The sequence below is a fragment of the Rahnella sp. AA genome (genome assembly GCF_002834385.1).
Taxonomy (GTDB): Bacteria; Pseudomonadota; Gammaproteobacteria; order Enterobacterales; family Enterobacteriaceae; genus Rahnella.
In genome coordinates this window covers 39,274-57,001 of record NZ_PITQ01000016.1, presented here as the reverse complement: position 1 = coordinate 57,001, position 17,728 = coordinate 39,274, and the positions used below count along the sequence as shown (strand labels likewise).

Here is a 17,728-nt window from a genome sequence, read left to right as displayed (position 1 = left end):
AGCCGCGCATTTTCATTGAGTGTTTAAAAGGACTATTAACTCGAGGGTACTACTCACATGTCAGAACAAAATAACACCGAGATGGCTTTCCAGATCCAACGTATCTACACCAAAGATATTTCTTTCGAAGCGCCAAATGCTCCTCAGGTTTTCCAGCAGGACTGGCAGCCGGAAGTGAAACTGGATCTTGATACCGCTTCCAGCCAGCTGGCTGAAGGCGTATACGAAGTCGTCTTGCGTGTGACCGTAACTTCTTCACTGGGTGACGAAACGGCATTCCTGTGCGAAGTTCAGCAGGGTGGTATCTTCACTATCTCCGGTATTGATGGCAACCAGATGGCACATTGCCTGGGTGCATACTGCCCGAACATCCTGTTCCCGTATGCGCGTGAGTGCATCACCAGCCTGGTTTCACGCGGTACCTTCCCGCAGCTGAACCTGGCACCTGTTAACTTCGACGCTCTGTTCATGAACTATCTGCAACAGCAAGCTGAAGGCGAAGGTGCTGAACCACATCAGGATGCCTGATGAAAACCGTCAATGCGTCAATGACTGTTATCGGTGCCGGATCTTACGGCACCGCTTTAGCGATTACTCTCGCCAGAAATGGCCATCCCGTTGTGCTCTGGGGACACAATCCCGATCACATCAATGCCTTACAACAAGCTCGTTGTAATCAGGAATTCCTTCCTGATGTTCCGTTTCCCGATAATCTGCAGCTCGAAACCAATCTGTCCGTCGCGTTAGCCGCCAGCCGCAATGTGCTGGTTGTCGTGCCGAGCCACGTTTTTGGTGACGTCCTGCGTCAGCTGAAACCGCATTTGCGGGCTGATGCGCGCGTAGTGTGGGCGACGAAAGGGCTTGAGGCGGAAACCGGACGTTTGTTGCAGGATGTCGCGCGTGAAGAGCTGGGTGATGCTATTCCGCTGGCCGTAGTTTCCGGGCCGACGTTTGCCAAAGAGCTGGCTGCGGGCATGCCGACAGCGATTTCGCTGGCAGCCACCGATGCGAGCTTTGCGGAAGATCTCCAGCAGTTATTGCATTGTGGCAAAAGTTTCCGGGTTTACAGCAATCCTGATTTTATCGGTGTACAGCTTGGTGGCGCGATTAAAAACGTGATCGCCATTGGTGCCGGTATGTCTGATGGGATTGGTTTCGGTGCGAATGCCCGAACTGCACTGATTACCCGTGGTCTGGCCGAAATGACCCGACTGGGCTCCGCGCTGGGTGCGGATCCTGCGACATTTATGGGCATGGCGGGGCTGGGCGATTTGGTGTTAACCTGCACAGACAACCAGTCACGTAACCGTCGTTTCGGCATTATGCTGGGACAGGGCAAAGATGTTCAGACTGCTCAGGACACCATCGGTCAGGTTGTTGAAGGCTATCGCAACACGAAAGAAGTACGGGCGCTGGCTCAGCGTAATAACGTTGAGATGCCTATTACGGAACAGATTTACCAAGTGTTGTACTGCGGTAAAGATGCCCGTGAGGCGGCCATCAGTCTGCTTGCCCGTGCGAGCAAGGACGAAAAACACAGCCACTGAAAGGCGACATGAAGCATAGCCACCTTGTTGGGTCTCCCGACAGGGCGGCTTTTTATTATCAAAACCTGCTAAGTCGTAAGGAAAAGTGATGTCGTTAGAAGAATTAGAACTGGTCTGGAATAACATTAAATCAGAGGCGAGAGCACTGGCTGAGTGTGAACCGATGCTGGCCAGCTTTTTCCACGCGACGTTACTCAAACATGAAACGCTGGGCAGCGCGCTGAGCTACATTCTGGCTAACAAGCTGGGCAACCCAATCATGCCGGCGATGGCGATTCGTGAAGTGGTCGAAGAAGCCTACCGCAACGACGAGCAAATGATCCTCTCCGCTGCCCGCGATATTCTGGCGGTACATCAGCGTGATGCGGCGGTCGACAAATTCTCCACACCATTGCTTTACCTCAAAGGTTTCCATGCGCTTCAGGCTTACCGCATCGGTAACTGGCTGTGGAAGCAGGATCGCAAAGCGCTGGCGATTTATTTCCAGAACCAGATTTCTGTCTCCTTCGGCGTGGATATTCACCCGGCGGCGCGCATTGGTTGCGGCATCATGTTTGACCACGCCACCGGTATTGTCATCGGTGAAACGGCCGTAGTCGAAAACGATGTGTCGATTCTTCAATCGGTCACGCTCGGGGGGACCGGTAAAACCGTCGGTGACCGCCATCCGAAAATTCGTGAAGGCGTGATGATTGGTGCGGGCGCGAAAATCCTCGGCAATATCGAAGTCGGTGCAGGGGCAAAAATCGGGGCGGGTTCGGTGGTATTACAGTCTGTTCCGGCTCACACCACGGCGGCAGGCGTCCCTGCACGCATCGTCGGGCGACCAGAAAGCGAACGACCTTCAATGGATATGGATCAGCACTTCAACGGTATCGCGCAGGGTTTTGAATTCGGCGACGGTATCTGACAGATTTCCGATGGCATGTTCTTGCATGCCATCGTTCACTTCATTTTTTCTCTTCCGGTTTACTCTTTGAGTAAGGCACCCGGATATCCCAGCTGGCGCCAGGCCTCGTAAACCACCACAGAAACAGCATTCGACAGGTTCATGCTGCGGCTTTCTGCGAGCATCGGAATACGGATTTTATGTCTGGCAGGCAGTGCATCCAGGATTGTAGCGGGCAGGCCGCGCGTTTCCGGGCCGAACAGCAGGAAATCATTGTCCTGATAGCTTACGGCGCTGTGAGCGGGTGTGCCTTTAGTGGTTAAGGCGAACAGGCGCTGTGGATTTTCGCTGCTGAGAAAAGCGTCGTAGTTTGCGTGGTGTTTGATGTGAGCGAACTCGTGATAATCGAGCCCGGCACGGCGCAGGCGCTTATCGTCCCAGCCGAAACCCAGTGGTTCGATAAGGTGGAGCTGACATCCGGTGTTGGCACACAAGCGGATAATATTGCCGGTATTTGGCGGGATTTCTGGTTCAAATAAAACGATGTTAAGCATGCGTCCCCCTGATAGAGGGACGCAGAATAGCAGAAACTCAACGCTGGTGCAGCGGCAGCCAGATAATCAAACGAAGGCCACCCAGCGGGCTGTCTTCGGCTTTAACCTTGCCTCTGTGCTGCTGAACGGCGGTATCCACAATCGCCAGCCCCAGGCCTGTGCCGCCTGATTCACGATCGCGCGCTTCATCAGTCCGGTAGAACGGACGGAAAATCTGTTCGCGATCTTCTTCACTGACACCTGGGCCGTCGTCATCCACGGTGATGGTGATACCTTCGTTGTCATGAGCGAAGTTCAGCGCGATGTGATGATGTGAATAGCGCAGGGCGTTACGCACAATATTTTCCAGCGCACTGTCGAGCGCAGCCGCATTACCGATGAGTTTCCACGGGCCAGGAGGCGAGGTCACTTCAAGGGTTTTGCCCATTTGCTCAGCTTCAAACTGAGCATCATCAATCACGCCAGCCCACAATTCGTTGGCTTTCAGGGTTTCCCGCGATAGCTCATTTTTGTGCTGGCTGCGCGATAACACCAGCAGGTCATTAATCATGCCGTCCAGACGCTGCGCCTCGTTCTCGATGCGCTGCAACTCTTTGCCTTCACCGTGGCGACGACGCATCAGCGCGGTTGCCAGCTGAAGACGCGTCAGCGGAGTCCGAAGTTCATGTGAGATATCCGAAATTAGCCGTTGTTGCGCGGTCACCATGCGTTCAAGCGCGCTGACCATCTGGTTGAAACTGGCGCCGGTCGCCAGGAATTCCTGTGGTCCGGATTCAAGTTCAGGGTGTTGTTTGAGATTTCCCCGTGCAACGTCATCTGCAGCGTTTTTCAACTTACGGGCAGGTTTCGCCAGACTCCACGCCAGCCAGAGCAGAAGTGGTGCGCTGATGAGCATTGTGACGATGAGCAGAAGAAGCGGGCGGTCAAACATCAGATTGATAAAATCAGATTGAGAGCTGCTGGCCGGACGCATCAGGTAAAGCTGATAGTTGTCTTCGCCGTCACGAACAGAAAATGGCCCCACCATTTCAACGCGGCCATATTTCTTTTTCTTAGGGCGATCGGAGTTATCAGACTGACCGATGAAGTTACGCACAATCTGCATTTCATTACGCTGAGCCCCGATGACGCGGCCTTCGCTGGTGACCAGCAACAGGCGCTGGCCCGGCGGAGCCCACTTATCGATAGCGCGGAACAGCCTGCGCCACCACATCAGGTCATTGGCAGGATCGGTGGCGAGTTCGGCTTCGACATGTTGTTCAATCATCAGGCCTTGCCGCTGTTCGTTATCGAGCAACGGCGTAATCTGGCGTGAATCGAGTTTCGGCACCATCAATACCAACATCAGCACCAGCGCTAATGTGAACCAAAAAATGGCAAAAATACGTGCCGTAAGGCTGTTTATCATGAAGCAGAAACCATCAGATAACCACGTCCGCGCAAGGTTTTAAACCACGGATGTCCGTCCTGACGATCGGGCAATTTCCGGCGTAAATTAGAAATATGCATATCGATAGCACGGTCAAACGGCGTCAGACGCTTGCCCAAAACTTCCTGGCTCAGATGCTCGCGTGAAACGACCTGTCCGAGATGTTTTGCCAGTAAATACAGCAAGGTAAATTCGGTACCGGTTAAATCCAGAGCTTCACCATTAAAACTGGCTTCCTGGCGGCCTGGGTTAAGCTGCAGACCATCGACTTCCAGCGTAGGTGAACCATTGTTCTCATTGGTTTGTTGCTGTTCGCTCCAGTTGGAACGGCGCAACATGGCGCGGATACGCGCAACCAGTTCACGGTCGTTAAACGGTTTAGGCAGATAGTCATCCGCACCCAGTTCGAGGCCGAGAACACGGTCTAATTCACTGCCACGGGCGGTCAGCATGATCACTGGCGTCTGATGGCGCTGGCGTAATTCTTTAAGGGTTTCAATGCCGTTTTTCTTCGGCATCATGACGTCAAGCAACAAAAGGTCGATGGTATTATCGATTTTCTCTAATGCCTGCTCACCGTCGTAAGCAACCACAACATTAAAGCCTTCCATTTCGAGCAATTCTTTCAAAAGTGAAGTCAGTTCACGGTCATCATCAACTAACAAAATTTTATTCATTGTATTTACCTCTAGACGCAAAATACGTCATCAATTGCCGCTATTCCATGACTTTACGTACTTTTACAAGCACTGACGCTTGTTTGCAGCAGCAGGTTTAGACTGCTTTTCAATGATTCGCGATGAGCGATAAAGACTTTAGGAGTATGTGATGTTTAAGGCAGCTTCATTTGGTTTGGCCACGCTTCTGACGCTGAGTTCAGGTGTCGTTTTAGCAGATGGCGCAAAACCAGTGTCGGCGATGCCAGCAGAACATGATAGCACGTTGTTGGATAAGCCTCAGGAACGCAACACACTGTTTGACGGTGTGAATCTGACAGAACAACAGCGCCAGCAAATGCGTGACCTGATGCATCAGGCTCGTAAAGATTTGCCTCATGTAAATGTAGAACAGATGGAAACCATGCACAGGCTGGTGACCGCTGAAAAATTTGATCAGGCTGCTGTAAGGGCTCAGGCCGAATTGATGGCTCAGGAGCAGGTGGATCGCCAGGTGGAAATGGCCCGGATCCGCAACCAGATGTTTAATCTTCTGTCCCCTGAGCAAAAAAATGTATTGAACCAGAAGCACGAGCAACGCATGAAAGAGATGCAGGCGCAGCTTTCTGGATTACAACCCCCTTCTGCCCAGAAGACGAGTAGTACCAGCACGACCGAGTAAGATCCCTGTTTTTCCTTGCCATAGACACCATCCCTGTCTTCCCCCACCGAAAGGTGGGGTTTTTTTTGTCCGCAATTTGGGATCATTTCACAAAACTGGAAATTAACAAGGTGGAAATCTGTCCGTAACGAACTGGAAATATCTTGTAAAAGCCGTATGAATCAGTAAATTGCGAAGTACAGAGCCGTGTATGCGTATTCTTGCTGACTTGAATCAATTCAGCTCCGGTGTTTTGTTATACTATAGGCTCAAACGCTGATAAGCCCTTTGGCAACATAAGTTACAATTCGCCCAACAGGCAAGCTCCAGATTCTTAAGAAATTGCATCTACAAGTTCAGAGGTAGTCATGATCAAAAAAATTGGTGTACTGACAAGTGGTGGCGATGCCCCAGGCATGAATGCTGCGATCCGTGGCGTTGTCCGTTCCGCATTATCAGCAGATTTGGAAGTTTACGGTATTGAAGATGGCTACCTCGGCATGTATGAGAATCGCATGCGCAAACTGGATCGCTACAGCGTTTCAGACATGATCAACCGCGGCGGGACTTTCCTGGGTTCAGCGCGTTTCCCTGAATTCCGCGATCCGGACATGCGTAAAGTTGCTCTGCAGAACCTGAAAGAACGTGGTATCGACGGCCTCGTCGTTATCGGCGGTGACGGTTCTTATGCCGGTGCAGACCTGCTGACCAAAGAAGGTGGCATCCGTTGTATCGGCCTGCCAGGTACCATCGACAACGACGTTGCCGGTACTGACTACACCATCGGTTTCTTCACCGCACTGGGTACCGTGGTCGAAGCTATCGACCGCCTGCGTGATACCTCTTCTTCACATCAGCGTATCTCTATCGTTGAAGTGATGGGGCGTTACTGCGGCGATTTGACTCTGGCTGCGGCAATTGCCGGTGGTTGCGAATTTATCGCTATTCCTGAAGTTGAATTCAAACGTGATGACCTGGTTGCTGAAATCAAAGCTGGTATCGCAAAAGGTAAAAAGCACGCTATCGTCGCCATCACTGAAAAGTTAGACGATATCGATGAGCTGGCTAAATACATCGAGAAAGAAACCTGTCGTGAAACCCGTGGCACCGTACTGGGCCACATTCAGCGTGGTGGTGCGCCGGTGGCTTATGACCGTATTTTAGCGTCCCGCATGGGCGCTTATGCGGTTGATTTGCTGATCGAAGAAGGCCGTGACTACAGCCAGGGTGGTTTCTGCGTGGGTGTTCAAAACGAGAAAATGGTCCACGAACTGATCTCCGTGTGTATTTCACCAGAGAATAAGAAAAGTAAGTTCAAAGAAGACTGGTACGACACTGCCAAAAAACTGTTCTAAAAACAGCTTTCTGCCTGAATATAACAACCTCCTTAACGGGAGGTTTTTTTTGCCACATTTCTGTTTATTCCAGAAAGTAATAGAAAAAAACCTTTTATTCTTTATGTGTTTCATTTTTATCTGGCAGGCTCTATCCATCTGAACAAATAAATGAAATCCATAGAAACTATTTTTCGGGAGAAAGTGTGATGCGTAAATGGGCTGTAGGTTTGGGATTACTGTTGGTGGCAACAGGGGCGATTGCCAAAGATATTCAGATTCTGAACGTGTCGTATGATCCAACCCGTGAATTATATGAACAATACAACAAAGCGTTCAGCAAATACTGGCAGGGTAAAACCGGCGATACCGTGACAGTCCGGCAGTCACATGGCGGTTCAGGTAAGCAGGCGACATCAGTCATTAACGGTATTGAAGCGGATGTTGTGACGCTGGCACTGGCGTATGACGTGGATGCAATCGCTGAACGTGGTCGTATCGATAAAAACTGGATCACCCGGCTGCCCGACAACTCTGCGCCTTATACCTCGACGATCGTATTTCTGGTACGTAAAGGTAACCCGAAACAAATTCACGACTGGAATGATTTGATCAAACCGGGCGTATCAATTATCACGCCGAATCCTAAAACGTCAGGCGGCGCGCGCTGGAACTATCTGGCAGCATGGGGCTATGCCCTGCATCACAACAACAATGACAAAGCGAAGGCTCAGGACTTCGTGAAAGCGCTGTATAAAAATGTGGAAGTGCTGGATTCCGGTGCCCGTGGCGCGACAAATACCTTTGTGGAACGCGGTATTGGTGATGTGCTGATTGCGTGGGAAAACGAAGCTCTGTTGGCAACCAAAGAAGTCGGCAAAGATAAGTTTGAAATCGTGACCCCAAGCGAATCGATCCTGGCAGAACCAACGGTTTCTGTGGTGGATAAAGTGGTTGATAAGCGTGGTACACGCGATGTGGCGCAAGCGTATCTGAAATACCTGTATTCACCGGAAGGGCAGACTATTGCGGCTGAAAACTACTATCGTCCGCGTGATCCGGCCGTTGAGAAGAAATTCGATGCTGAATTCCCTAAACTGAAACTGTTTACTATTGGTGACGTTGCAGGAACCTGGGCTCAGGCGCAGAAAGATCACTTTGCGACGGACGGCATTTTCGACCAAATCACCAAGCGTTAATCCTGCTTTCAGGCAATAAAAAACCCCGGCATGCCGGGGTTTTTTGTGCTCAGAAGAAACAGGCTTACGCTTGTTTTGCTTCTGCAGCCGCTTTAACGATCACCGCGAAAGCATCAGCTTTCAGTGATGCGCCGCCAACCAGTGCACCATCGATGTCTGGCTGAGTGAACAGTTCAGCCGCGTTTGCCGCGTTAACAGAACCGCCGTACTGGATGATAACTTGTTCAGCCACTGCAGCATCTTGTTTAGCGATGTGGTCACGGATGAATTTGTGAACGGCCTGAGCCTGCGCCGGGGTCGCTGATTTGCCTGTGCCGATAGCCCAAACAGGTTCGTAAGCGATCACTGCGCCTTCGAATGCTTTCGCGCCCAGAGTGTTCAGAACTGCGTCCAGCTGCTTCGCGCAAACGGCTTCAGTTTTGCCAGCTTCGTTTTCTGCTTCAGTTTCGCCGATACACAGAACAGGGATCAGGCCGGCTTCTTTCAGCACGCCAAATTTCTTCGCAATGAACTCGTCGCTTTCTTTGTGGTAAGTGCGGCGTTCTGAGTGACCGATGATGATGTATTTCGCACCGATATCTTTCAGCATGTCGGCAGAAATTTCACCAGTGAATGCGCCAGACAAGTTGGCATCAACGTTCTGAGCACCCAGCGCGATACGGCTGCCGGCCAGTGCGTGTTTCGCCTGTGACAGGTAAACTTCTGGTGGAGCAATAGCAACGCCACAACCTACAACGGTGCTCAGCTCATTACGCAGAGCAGCAATCAGTTCGTTAACCATGTGGGTGCTGCCGTTAAGCTTCCAGTTACCCATCACTAATGGATGTCGCATGTTTTTTCCTCCAAAAGGGGACGCGAGTGTCGATTAAAATTTCTGCCAAACAAGCAGATTACCTGTGCAACAGTATAGAGATCATTGGGCATAAAGGCTTTGCTTTTTGTCATTAAAAACCGTCATCTCAGGGCTCAGCCAGCGCCAGTTTTACCGGCTCAACGGCAAATGTCAGGCCTTTTTCGCCATTGTCTGAAATCACATAACGAACGGAGCCTACTTCCTGCTTATAAAACTGTTGCCCTTTGCCTTTTTCTATCAATGACGTCACTCTCGCCACGCTTTGTGGCGGCGTCAGTGTGGCGTCAAACTGGCGCATCAGGTTTGCCATATAGCCGATCGCGAGTGTGCGGGCCGCTTTTTCTTCAGGGCCCTGGATCGGCAAATAGGTAATTTGCAGCGTTTTGATTTTACCGGTGCCTTTCTCCAGCGCGGTGGAAGCATAAAGATTTTCGTTAATCTTACTGGCTGCACGGGTCAGCGAACTGCTGGCTGATTCACTGATTGCGCGGAATTCACCAATTTGCTGGGTCGGATTGGCTTCATTGTATTTGGCGCGGAAGTTAATCAGCGTGGTTTCAAAGGTCGGTGCGCCTGCCAGCAGATACGGGGCTTTCGGCATTTCTTCTGCCCCGGAATGGTCAGTTGGCGGGTCGGCAAATGCGGCATTCTGGCCCGCGAGGATCAGTAATACGGGCAGGGCCAGCTGTAAAATCGATTTAGCAACAGTCATAGGGCGTTTCTTATTTTGTTTCAACAGACCGATTAAAGCGGTGATCGGGGGGCAATGTCAAAAGGAGTGCGTAAACATTCTCGCGGCTACGGCGCATCGGGTACACTCGCCATGTTTTAACATTTTCCTCTCATCGTTTTTAGGGAACCGACGGTCAATGACGTTACAGCACGCACTGTTTTCTTTTAATGGCCGCCTGGGCCGCCGCGATTTTTGGTTCTGGATGATGAGTTGGCTGATTCTGATGGTCGCCGATTTCTTCTTCGCCTCACAGCTTTGGATTACCTATCAGACTGCCGGTTTCGCGTTGGTGGTTTTATTGTGGCCTACGGCGGCAGTGCTGGTGAAACGGTTACATGACCGCAATAAGTCGGCCTGGTGGGCGTTGTTGTTTGTGCTGGCGTGGGTGCTGGTGGCAGGTAACTGGGCAGCCGCGGTACCTCAGACGTGGAGTTGGGTATTAGGACGGCTGGTGCCCTCGGTGATTTTCATCATGCTGATTATCGATTGCGGCGCTTTCGTCGGTACACCGGGCACAAATCGTTTTGGCCCGGAACCGGAAGACGTCAGATTTAAATCTGCATAACTTACCAGTAGTGCTCGCTGGTCATATGGCCCGGTTTGCGTTTGAGATGTTTGCGCATGCCGTGCAGGTCTTTCAGCACCTGCTGGGTATCGCGGACCATTTGCGGATTTCCGCAGAGCATGATGTGGCTGTCGTCCGCGTTCATCTTCAGGCCGACAGCCGCTTCCAGCGTGCCATTTTCAATCAGCGCCGGGACACGACCGGTCAGCGAGCCTGAAATTTCTTCACGGCTGACGACGGTCTGAATATGCAGTTTACCCTCATAACGCTGCTGCAATTGCTGCATCAGCGGTAAATAGCTGAGATCGGCAGCAAAGCGGGCGGCGTGGACCAGTGCGATATTTTTAAAACGCTCCAGACCGGCTCCTTCCTGCAAAATTGACAGATAAGGCCCGATGGCGGTACCGGTTGCCAGCATCCAAAGCGTGTCACACTCAGGAACTTCATCAATCACGAAAAAGCCGGCGGCTTCTTTTGTGACATGAATTTCGTCACCGGGCTGCATCACATGCAGGCGTGGGCTGAGTTTTCCTTCCGGTACGTTGACCAGATAAAATTCCAGGTCGCTGCTGGAAGGCGGATTAACGTAGGAATACGCACGCTGAACGCGTTCGCCGTCGATTTCCAGGGAGAGTTTGGCAAACTGGCCTGCGGTAAAAGAGTCGACTGGCGCATTGACCGTGATGCTGAACAAATTGTCCGTCCAGTGTTCAACTTTTTTGATTTTTCCCGTCACCCAATCAGCCATAAAAACTCCCGTCGTTTCTGATTTCGTCATGCATAGCGAATTTATGCGCTGATTTTATTTCAAATTTTTCGGATCCCTTATCGGTTAAATGTTATCAGCCTGTTTTGCATCCGTTAGCTGGTATGGATTTCTGTACATTCTGCGTTACAGATCTGGCTCCTGCCGCTGCCAGCAAAATATCCGGAGAGTTTGCCGTCCCCCTCGCTTATTCATCTGAATTTGTTAACTTATGCGCCGCCGTATTATCGGCGGTTTTGCTGGTTATTTGTTCTGCACTTTTTCTTCTCCATCTGATAACGAACTGAAAAATGAAAAATCTGGAAAATATTCACCTGCTTGTGATGCTGGTTTTGCTGGTGGCGGTCGGTCAGATGGCGCAGACCATTTATGTGCCGAACATCGCGGATATGGCGACCAGTCTGGCCGTCAAACCGGGGGCCGTGCAGCGCGTTATGGCCGCTTATTTGCTGACGTACGGCGGCTCGCAGCTGATTTACGGCCCGTTGTCCGACAACGTGGGGCGCAAACCGGTGATCCTCACCGGCCTGATGATTTTCCTGATTGGCGCGGCGGGCGCGATGATGTCTTCCAGCCTGAATATGCTGATTGCCGCCAGCGCCGTGCAGGGGCTTGGCACCGGCGTAGCGGGTGTGATGGCGAGAACCATGCCGCGTGATTTATACAGCGGCGGTGCTTTGCGCCACGCCAACAGTTTGCTGAATATGGGGATTCTGGTCAGCCCGCTGTTAGCGCCGGTTATCGGTGGCGCGCTGGCTGCGTGGTTAGGCTGGCGGGCGAGTTTCGGATTTCTGCTGATTCTATGCTCGGGCGTTGCATTTTCGATGTACTGCTGGTTACCGGAAACCCGCCCGGAATTTACCGCCGACCATCCGCCGCGCAAGATGCTCAGCAGCCTGCGTTTACTGCTGGCAGACGCCAATTTCAGCCGTTATCTGGTGATGCTGGTGGGTGCGCTGGCGGGTGTGGCGGTCTTTGAAGCCAGCTGCGGCGTGCTGATGGGCGGTGTATTGGGGCTGAGCGGCGTAATGGTCAGCATTCTGTTTATCCTGCCAATCCCCGCCGCGTTTTTTGGCGCCTGGTATGCCGGGCGCACGGAGAAAAGTTTCCAGCAACTGATGTGGCATTCGGTCATCAGCTGTCTGCTGGCGGGGTTATTGATGTGGATCCCCGGCTGGCTGGGCATCATGAATATCTGGACACTGATCGTGCCCGCGTCTTTGTTTTTCTTCGGCGCGGGTATGTTGTTCCCGCTGGCGACGACCGGTGCGATGGAGCCATTCCCGTATCTGGCGGGTGCCGCAGGGGCGCTGGTGGGCGGTTTGCAGAATATGGGGTCAGGGCTGGTGGCGTGGATGTCGGCCATGTTGCCGCAAACCGGTCAGTTCAGCCTGGGCCTGCTGATGTTTGCGATGGCCGTGTTGATTTTGCTGTGCTGGTGGCCGATGTCGAACCGCAGCCAGCATGAAGGCCACGTGGCCTGAAATGAAAAAAGCAGGGCGAAAAAGCCCTGCTTATTGATGACCGGCAGGCTGTAGATCAGATAATAAATTCGTGCAGCGCGGCGTCTTTGCGGTCAAGATAATGCGTTGAACGGATGCGGCGGATAGTGCGGGATTTACCGCGGATCAGCAGCGTTTCGGTGGTCGCCATATTTCCCTGACGGCTGATGCCTTCCAGCAGATCGCCTTTGGTGATCCCGGTCGCAGAGAAAATCACGTTGTCGTTGCGTGCCATATCATCGAGCAGCAGTACTTTCCCGGCTTCGATACCCATCGTTTTACAGCGCGCTAACTCTTCTTCGCCAATCCGGCGGTTGTCCGGCGTATCTCCTTTGACGTCATGACGCGCCAGTAAACGCCCTTGCATATCGCCATCCAGAGCACGGATAACGGCCGCAGAGATCACGCCTTCAGGTGCGCCGCCAATCCCGTAAAGTACGTCAACTTCACTTTCCGGCATGCAGGTCAGAATAGTCGCCGCCACATCGCCGTCCGGGAAAGCGAATACACGCACTCCGGCTGCAAGCATTTCACGGATGGCATCATCATGACGCGGTTTCGCCAGCACGGCGACGGTCAGTTCGGTCAGTGGTTTGTTCAGCGCGGCGGCGATATTCGCGAGATTTTCCGCCAGCGTCAGGTTCAGATTAATAGCGCCTTTCGCGCCTGGCCCGACGGCAATTTTTTCCATGTACATGTCAGGCGCGTTGAGGAAAGAACCCTGGTCGCCTACCGCCAGTACGGCCAGCGCATTGGACTGACCCATTGCGGTCATGCGCGTGCCTTCAATCGGGTCAACGGCGATATCGACGGCATCACCGTTGCCGGTACCCACTTTTTCACCGATATACAGCATCGGCGCTTCATCGATTTCACCTTCACCAATCACGATGGTGCCGTCGATATCGACTTTATTGAGCATGATGCGCATGGCCTGAACAGCCGCGTTATCGGCGAGATTTTTATCGCCACGGCCCAACCATTTATAACCGGCGAGTGCGGCTGCTTCGGTCACGCGGGAGAACTCAATTGCTAATTCACGTTTCATTGGAAAGCCTGTAGAAAGAAAAAAAGAGGGCGGTGAGGCGAGGCTCATCTGTGCCGCAGATTTTAGCACAGTGAGAAAGGCGTATAAAAAAACTCCCCGGGTGGGGAGTTTCATAAAAGGTGTTGGCGTAAAACTGACGGGATTACTCGTCGTGATCTTCCCACGAACGAACGCGTGCCACCGCTTTCTGCCAGCCTTTGTAGCGGACATTACGTTCCGTCGTTTCAATGCTTGGGCGGAATTCACGTTCGATAGTGGCTTTGCTGCGGACTTCTTCCAGATCGTTCCAGAAACCGACGGCCAGACCTGCAAGGAAAGCCGAACCCAGCGCAGTGACTTCCAGCACTTCAGGGCGCTCAACGCGGGTGCCGAGAATGTCAGACTGGAACTGCATCAGGAAGTTATTGGCAACCGCACCGCCGTCAACGCGCAGTGCCTGCAGGCGTGCACCTGAGTCAGCCTGCATTGCATCCAGAACATCGCGGGTCTGGTAAGCAATAGATTCCAACGTTGCGCGAATAATGTGGTTGCTGTTTGCACCACGGCTCAGACCGAAGATTGCGCCACGGGCATACGGGTCCCAGTAAGGTGCGCCAAGGCCGGTGAAGGCGGGTACGACATAAACGCCGTTGGTGTCTTTCACTTTACCGGCAAAGTATTCTGAATCAGTCGCGTCGCTGATCAGTTTCAGTTCATCACGCAGCCATTGAATCGATGCGCCACCCACGAACACCGCGCCTTCCAGTGCATAGTTCACTTCACCGCGCGGGCCGCAGGCGATAGTGGTCAGCAGGCCATTTTTCGATTCTACAACTTCGGTACCGGTGTTCATCAACAGGAAGCAGCCCGTGCCGTAGGTATTTTTCGCCATACCCGGCTGTACGCACAGCTGTCCGTACAACGCCGCCTGCTGGTCACCGGCGATACCGGCGATGGGAATACGCGTACCGCCTTTACCACCGATGTTAGTCTGACCATAAATTTCAGAAGAAGGGCGGACTTCCGGCAGCATTTCACGCGGAATATCCAGCGCTTCGAGCATGCGTTCATCCCATTTCAAATCACGGATGTTGAAGAGCATGGTACGTGATGCGTTGGTGTAATCCGTAACGTGAACGCGTCCTTGGGTCATTTTCCAGACCAGCCAGGTGTCGACAGTCCCGAACAGCAGTTCACCGCGTTTAGCACGCTCACGGGAGCCTTCGACGTTATCGAGGATCCATTTCAGTTTGGTGCCGGAGAAGTACGGGTCAACCACCAGACCGGTGTTGTGACGGATGTACTCTTCCATTCCGTCTTTTTTCAGCTTTTCGCAGATATCAGCAGTACGACGACATTGCCACACAATCGCATTATAAATCGGCTTGCCGGTTTCTTTTTCCCACACGATGGTGGTTTCACGTTGGTTGGTGATACCGATACCGGCGATCTGATCGGAATTAATGTCAGCTTTCGCCAGCACTTCAACCAGCACTGAGCTTTGTGAGGACCAGATTTCCATCGGGTCATGCTCAACCCAGCCAGATTTAGGGTAGATCTGGGTGAATTCGCGCTGCGACACGCTGACGATGTTGGCATCGTGATCCAGAACTACTGCGCGCGAACTGGTCGTACCCTGGTCGAGTGCGACAATGTATTTTTTTTCGTGAGTCGTATCTGCTGACATAGTATTCATCCTGCGAATAAGTAAGCGGTGGAACAGTTTAGCCGATCAGGCTTTGCGCTGTTTGGTTGGCTGTGGAGCTTTATCTTCTGCTGGCACATTAATTTGGTTTGGCAAATGTCGGCTAATCAGAGCCTTATAACCGGCAGCGCCCAGTGCTGCACCAACCAGCGGGCCGAAAATCGGTACCAGGAAATACGGGATATCGCGTGCACCGGTGAAAGCGACTTTGCCCCAGCCGGCGAAGTAGGCGAAAAGCTTAGGACCGAAGTCACGCGCCGGGTTAAGGGCGAATCCGGTCAGCGGCCCCATTGAGGCACCGATAACAGCGATCAGGATGCCGATCAGCAGTGGTGCTAATGGGCCACGCGGTAAGCCGTTGCCATCGTCAGTCAGGCCGAGGATCAGTGCCATCAGTACTGCGGTGATCACGGTTTCGACCAGGAATGCCTGCAATACGCTGATATGCGGGTTTGGATACGTCGAGAAGATCCCGGCAAGGCTCAGGCTGTCTACGCTGCCGCGCACCATGTTGTGAGTTTGCTCGAAATCGTAAAACAGATTGTAGTAAAGCCCGTAAACCAGCGCGGCGGCGCAGAAGGCACCTGCGACCTGCGCGATAATGTAAGGCAGAACTTTGCGTCCTTCAAAGTTTGCAAACAGACATAAAGCGATGGTTACAGCCGGATTCAGGTGTGCACCTGAAATCGCTGCGGTCAGGTAAATGGCCATTGCCACACCAAACCCCCAGACGATACTGATTTCCCACTGGCCAAAGGATGCTCCGGCAAGTTTCAGTGCTGCGACACAACCCGCACCAAAGAAAATGATAAGCCCGGTACCCAGAAACTCAGCGATGCACTGACCTTTTAATGTGGAACTCATGGTTTGGCTCATAGTTTGATCCTGCTAAGGATGATGTTAATGGTTAGTTATAGTTTTTCTAGTATGTAGTACGTGAACGTAATCGGATTTAGACGTTCATCATTAAATGAGAACGTAATGTGAATTTATCGTTAACGAGCATAAACGAGAAATAGCGAAATCAAAATTTGTGTGTTGTGTCATAAAAATGAGCGATTTCGCGTATTTTTGGGCTTACCTGACCGATAAAAAGCCGACGATTTACTGTTATCCGACGCGTTTGGCGAATGCCATCATCCCGACCTATAACAATGGAGTGAATAAGGTTATTCGGTACTAAGCGGGATTTCTGGTGAGTGACGCTGCTTTTTAAGCATTTCCTGATACCCGACACTGTAAAATTGCAACAGACTGCGTGCTAAAAGGGGTTCTTGCTAGACAGGGCAAAGCTGGCTACATACAATCACCCGTTGAGACACCTGCCGGTTTTATGTGGTTCAGCCGCGATTTTGGTTTGAATTTATTATAGAAATCGGCAGCGTGCAGGAATTTTTGAGCCGTGTCCGGACGATGCGGCAGAATATAAGATGTGCGCCTTGCGAACATAAGGGGACCGAAAATGTCATTTGAAGTATTTGAGAAATTAGAAGCTAAAGTTCAGCAAGCGATCGATACCATTACTCTGTTACAGATGGAAATCGAAGAACTGAAAGAACAGAACAACACCCTGTCTCAGGAAGTTCAGCAGGCCAGCGGCAATCATGAAGCGCTGGTGCGTGAAAATGCACAGCTGAAAGAAGAACAGCATGTATGGCAGGATCGTCTGCGTGCTCTGCTGGGAAAAATGGAAGAAGTCTGATGACTTCGGCCTGAAAATAGAAAAGGACGCAAATGCGTCCTTTTTTGTCGCTGAAAGCGCAAGATTATTCGATATCGAGCGGGTCTTCTGACAGCACAATGCCGGTATTATCGGCATACAAATGGTCGCCGGAGAAGAAGGTGACACCGCCGAAATTAACACGAATATCGCTTTCACCAATCCCTTCACTACCCGCACCTGCCGGGATAGCGGCCATCGCCTGGATGCCTAAATCAAGCTCTTCCAGATCGTCAACCTGACGGACTGCACCATAAATCACGATGCCTTCCCATTCGTTTTGCAATGCCAGGCGTGCCAGACCGGCATCCAGCAACGCGCGACGAACAGAGCCACCGCCATCAATGACTAATACGCGACCACGGCCATTTTCTTCCAGCAAGTCATAAAGCAAGCCATTATCTTCGAAGCATTTCACTGTCGTGATTTGCCCGCCAAATGAAGTACGGCCGCCAAAGTTGGAGAACAGGGGTTCGACGACATTCACTTCTTCATGGTAGATGTCGCAAAGTTCGGAAGTATCGTATTTCATAGGATTTCATCTGGTTGCTGCATGAGTGTTCAGTATATCCCTTTCCGGCGGATGTT

The 17,728-nt window shown here is 51.9% G+C and carries 19 protein-coding genes; 9 read left to right on the top strand and 10 right to left on the bottom strand.

Annotated elements, in window-relative coordinates:
* Positions 1 to 57 precede the first annotated feature (57 nt).
* From secB to cysE, 3 genes are all read left to right on the top strand, one after another.
* Positions 58 to 528 (top strand): protein-export chaperone SecB, encoded by a 471-nt coding sequence (gene secB / locus CWS43_RS25240; protein ID WP_013577602.1) that lies wholly within the window; start codon positions 58 to 60, stop codon positions 526 to 528.
* Entirely contained in the window at positions 528 to 1,547 is a 1,020-nt protein-coding gene (gene gpsA, locus CWS43_RS25235; protein ID WP_101079905.1) for an NAD(P)H-dependent glycerol-3-phosphate dehydrogenase, read from the top strand. The genes secB and gpsA overlap by 1 nt, the downstream gene beginning before the upstream one ends.
* A gap of 88 nt (positions 1,548 to 1,635) precedes the next feature.
* Positions 1,636 to 2,457, top strand: a complete 822-nt coding sequence (cysE, locus tag CWS43_RS25230) for a serine O-acetyltransferase (protein WP_101079904.1) — start codon at positions 1,636 to 1,638, stop codon at positions 2,455 to 2,457.
* Positions 2,458 to 2,516: 59 nt separating this feature from the next.
* On the opposite strand, the gene trmL is transcribed toward cysE, so the two are convergent.
* The 3 genes from trmL to cpxR are packed head-to-tail and all read right to left on the bottom strand — an operon-like array spanning position 2,517 to position 5,096.
* A complete protein-coding gene (gene trmL / locus CWS43_RS25225; protein ID WP_101079903.1) occupies positions 2,517 to 2,990 on the bottom strand; it encodes a tRNA (uridine(34)/cytosine(34)/5-carboxymethylaminomethyluridine(34)-2'-O)-methyltransferase TrmL in 474 nt (157 codons plus the stop codon).
* A gap of 37 nt (positions 2,991 to 3,027) precedes the next feature.
* Complete coding sequence (cpxA, locus tag CWS43_RS25220; protein WP_101079902.1) at positions 3,028 to 4,398, bottom strand: envelope stress sensor histidine kinase CpxA; 1,371 nt, start codon at positions 4,396 to 4,398, stop codon at positions 3,028 to 3,030.
* Positions 4,395 to 5,096, bottom strand: coding sequence for an envelope stress response regulator transcription factor CpxR (gene cpxR / locus CWS43_RS25215; protein WP_013577597.1), 702 nt, complete (start codon positions 5,094 to 5,096; stop codon positions 4,395 to 4,397). Before cpxR ends, cpxA begins: the two co-directional genes overlap by 4 nt.
* Positions 5,097 to 5,247: 151 nt before the next feature.
* On the opposite strand from cpxR, the gene cpxP reads away from it, so the two are divergent.
* From cpxP to CWS43_RS25200, 3 genes are all read left to right on the top strand, one after another.
* Positions 5,248 to 5,757, top strand: coding sequence for a cell-envelope stress modulator CpxP (cpxP, locus tag CWS43_RS25210; protein WP_101079901.1), 510 nt, complete (start codon positions 5,248 to 5,250; stop codon positions 5,755 to 5,757).
* Positions 5,758 to 6,104: 347 nt separating this feature from the next.
* Positions 6,105 to 7,091, top strand: a complete 987-nt coding sequence (pfkA, locus tag CWS43_RS25205; protein ID WP_101079900.1) for a 6-phosphofructokinase — start codon at positions 6,105 to 6,107, stop codon at positions 7,089 to 7,091.
* Between the two features lie 188 nt (positions 7,092 to 7,279).
* Positions 7,280 to 8,269: a sulfate ABC transporter substrate-binding protein gene (locus CWS43_RS25200; RefSeq protein WP_101079899.1), complete on the top strand. Its 990-nt coding sequence runs from the start codon at positions 7,280 to 7,282 to the stop codon at positions 8,267 to 8,269.
* A 64-nt stretch (positions 8,270 to 8,333) separates the two neighbouring features.
* Here the strand turns inward: CWS43_RS25200 and tpiA are convergent, their stop codons facing one another.
* On the bottom strand, positions 8,334 to 9,101 hold the full coding sequence (gene tpiA / locus CWS43_RS25195) for a triose-phosphate isomerase (RefSeq protein WP_101079898.1): 768 nt from the start codon (positions 9,099 to 9,101) through the stop codon (positions 8,334 to 8,336).
* A gap of 127 nt (positions 9,102 to 9,228) precedes the next feature.
* Positions 9,229 to 9,834 carry a DUF1454 family protein gene (locus CWS43_RS25190; protein ID WP_101079897.1) on the bottom strand — a complete coding sequence of 202 codons (606 nt, stop codon included), beginning with the start codon at positions 9,832 to 9,834 and terminating at the stop codon, positions 9,229 to 9,231.
* A gap of 157 nt (positions 9,835 to 9,991) precedes the next feature.
* Between CWS43_RS25190 and CWS43_RS25185 the strand changes: the two genes are divergently transcribed.
* Positions 9,992 to 10,420, top strand: coding sequence for a DUF805 domain-containing protein (locus CWS43_RS25185; protein ID WP_101079896.1), 429 nt, complete (start codon positions 9,992 to 9,994; stop codon positions 10,418 to 10,420).
* Position 10,421: 1 nt separating this feature from the next.
* On the opposite strand, the gene fpr is transcribed toward CWS43_RS25185, so the two are convergent.
* Positions 10,422 to 11,168, bottom strand: coding sequence for a ferredoxin--NADP(+) reductase (gene fpr, locus CWS43_RS25180; RefSeq protein WP_101079895.1), 747 nt, complete (start codon positions 11,166 to 11,168; stop codon positions 10,422 to 10,424).
* Between the two features lie 308 nt (positions 11,169 to 11,476).
* On the opposite strand from fpr, the gene emrD reads away from it, so the two are divergent.
* Entirely contained in the window at positions 11,477 to 12,670 is a 1,194-nt protein-coding gene (emrD, locus tag CWS43_RS25175; protein WP_101079894.1) for a multidrug efflux MFS transporter EmrD, read from the top strand.
* 55 nt (positions 12,671 to 12,725) lie between these two features.
* Here emrD and glpX read toward each other — a convergent pair whose 3' ends face one another.
* From glpX to CWS43_RS25160, 3 genes are all read right to left on the bottom strand, one after another.
* On the bottom strand, positions 12,726 to 13,736 hold the full coding sequence (gene glpX / locus CWS43_RS25170) for a class II fructose-bisphosphatase (protein WP_101079893.1): 1,011 nt from the start codon (positions 13,734 to 13,736) through the stop codon (positions 12,726 to 12,728).
* A 142-nt stretch (positions 13,737 to 13,878) separates the two neighbouring features.
* Complete coding sequence (glpK, locus tag CWS43_RS25165) at positions 13,879 to 15,402, bottom strand: glycerol kinase GlpK (RefSeq protein ID WP_101079892.1); 1,524 nt, start codon at positions 15,400 to 15,402, stop codon at positions 13,879 to 13,881.
* Positions 15,403 to 15,447: 45 nt separating this feature from the next.
* Positions 15,448 to 16,296, bottom strand: coding sequence for an MIP/aquaporin family protein (locus CWS43_RS25160; RefSeq protein ID WP_101079891.1), 849 nt, complete (start codon positions 16,294 to 16,296; stop codon positions 15,448 to 15,450).
* Between the two features lie 586 nt (positions 16,297 to 16,882).
* On the opposite strand from CWS43_RS25160, the gene zapB reads away from it, so the two are divergent.
* The gene (gene zapB / locus CWS43_RS25155; protein WP_101079890.1) at positions 16,883 to 17,122 is read left to right on the top strand and encodes a septal ring assembly protein ZapB; all 240 of its coding nucleotides are present in this window, start codon (positions 16,883 to 16,885) and stop codon (positions 17,120 to 17,122) included.
* A gap of 64 nt (positions 17,123 to 17,186) precedes the next feature.
* Here zapB and rraA read toward each other — a convergent pair whose 3' ends face one another.
* Complete coding sequence (gene rraA, locus CWS43_RS25150; protein WP_013577584.1) at positions 17,187 to 17,672, bottom strand: ribonuclease E activity regulator RraA; 486 nt, start codon at positions 17,670 to 17,672, stop codon at positions 17,187 to 17,189.
* Positions 17,673 to 17,728: the final 56 nt, after the last annotated feature.

What these genes read in the sequence shown, in the direction of transcription:
- pfkA (WP_101079900.1), top strand. Translation starts at nt 6,105, where the DNA reads ATGATCAAAAAAATTGGTGTACTGACAAGTGGTGGCGATGCCCCAGGC.
- cpxR (WP_013577597.1), bottom strand. Translation starts at nt 5,096, where the DNA reads ATGAATAAAATTTTGTTAGTTGATGATGACCGTGAACTGACTTCACTT.
- zapB (WP_101079890.1), top strand. Translation starts at nt 16,883, where the DNA reads ATGTCATTTGAAGTATTTGAGAAATTAGAAGCTAAAGTTCAGCAAGCG.
- rraA (WP_013577584.1), bottom strand. Translation starts at nt 17,672, where the DNA reads ATGAAATACGATACTTCCGAACTTTGCGACATCTACCATGAAGAAGTG.
- CWS43_RS25190 (WP_101079897.1), bottom strand. Translation starts at nt 9,834, where the DNA reads ATGACTGTTGCTAAATCGATTTTACAGCTGGCCCTGCCCGTATTACTG.
- glpX (WP_101079893.1), bottom strand. Translation starts at nt 13,736, where the DNA reads ATGAAACGTGAATTAGCAATTGAGTTCTCCCGCGTGACCGAAGCAGCC.
- cysE (WP_101079904.1), top strand. Translation starts at nt 1,636, where the DNA reads ATGTCGTTAGAAGAATTAGAACTGGTCTGGAATAACATTAAATCAGAG.
- tpiA (WP_101079898.1), bottom strand. Translation starts at nt 9,101, where the DNA reads ATGCGACATCCATTAGTGATGGGTAACTGGAAGCTTAACGGCAGCACC.
- fpr (WP_101079895.1), bottom strand. Translation starts at nt 11,168, where the DNA reads ATGGCTGATTGGGTGACGGGAAAAATCAAAAAAGTTGAACACTGGACG.
- cpxP (WP_101079901.1), top strand. Translation starts at nt 5,248, where the DNA reads ATGTTTAAGGCAGCTTCATTTGGTTTGGCCACGCTTCTGACGCTGAGT.
- gpsA (WP_101079905.1), top strand. Translation starts at nt 528, where the DNA reads ATGAAAACCGTCAATGCGTCAATGACTGTTATCGGTGCCGGATCTTAC.
- CWS43_RS25185 (WP_101079896.1), top strand. Translation starts at nt 9,992, where the DNA reads ATGACGTTACAGCACGCACTGTTTTCTTTTAATGGCCGCCTGGGCCGC.
- glpK (WP_101079892.1), bottom strand. Translation starts at nt 15,402, where the DNA reads ATGTCAGCAGATACGACTCACGAAAAAAAATACATTGTCGCACTCGAC.
- trmL (WP_101079903.1), bottom strand. Translation starts at nt 2,990, where the DNA reads ATGCTTAACATCGTTTTATTTGAACCAGAAATCCCGCCAAATACCGGC.
- CWS43_RS25160 (WP_101079891.1), bottom strand. Translation starts at nt 16,296, where the DNA reads ATGAGCCAAACCATGAGTTCCACATTAAAAGGTCAGTGCATCGCTGAG.
- emrD (WP_101079894.1), top strand. Translation starts at nt 11,477, where the DNA reads ATGAAAAATCTGGAAAATATTCACCTGCTTGTGATGCTGGTTTTGCTG.
- secB (WP_013577602.1), top strand. Translation starts at nt 58, where the DNA reads ATGTCAGAACAAAATAACACCGAGATGGCTTTCCAGATCCAACGTATC.
- CWS43_RS25200 (WP_101079899.1), top strand. Translation starts at nt 7,280, where the DNA reads ATGCGTAAATGGGCTGTAGGTTTGGGATTACTGTTGGTGGCAACAGGG.
- cpxA (WP_101079902.1), bottom strand. Translation starts at nt 4,398, where the DNA reads ATGATAAACAGCCTTACGGCACGTATTTTTGCCATTTTTTGGTTCACA.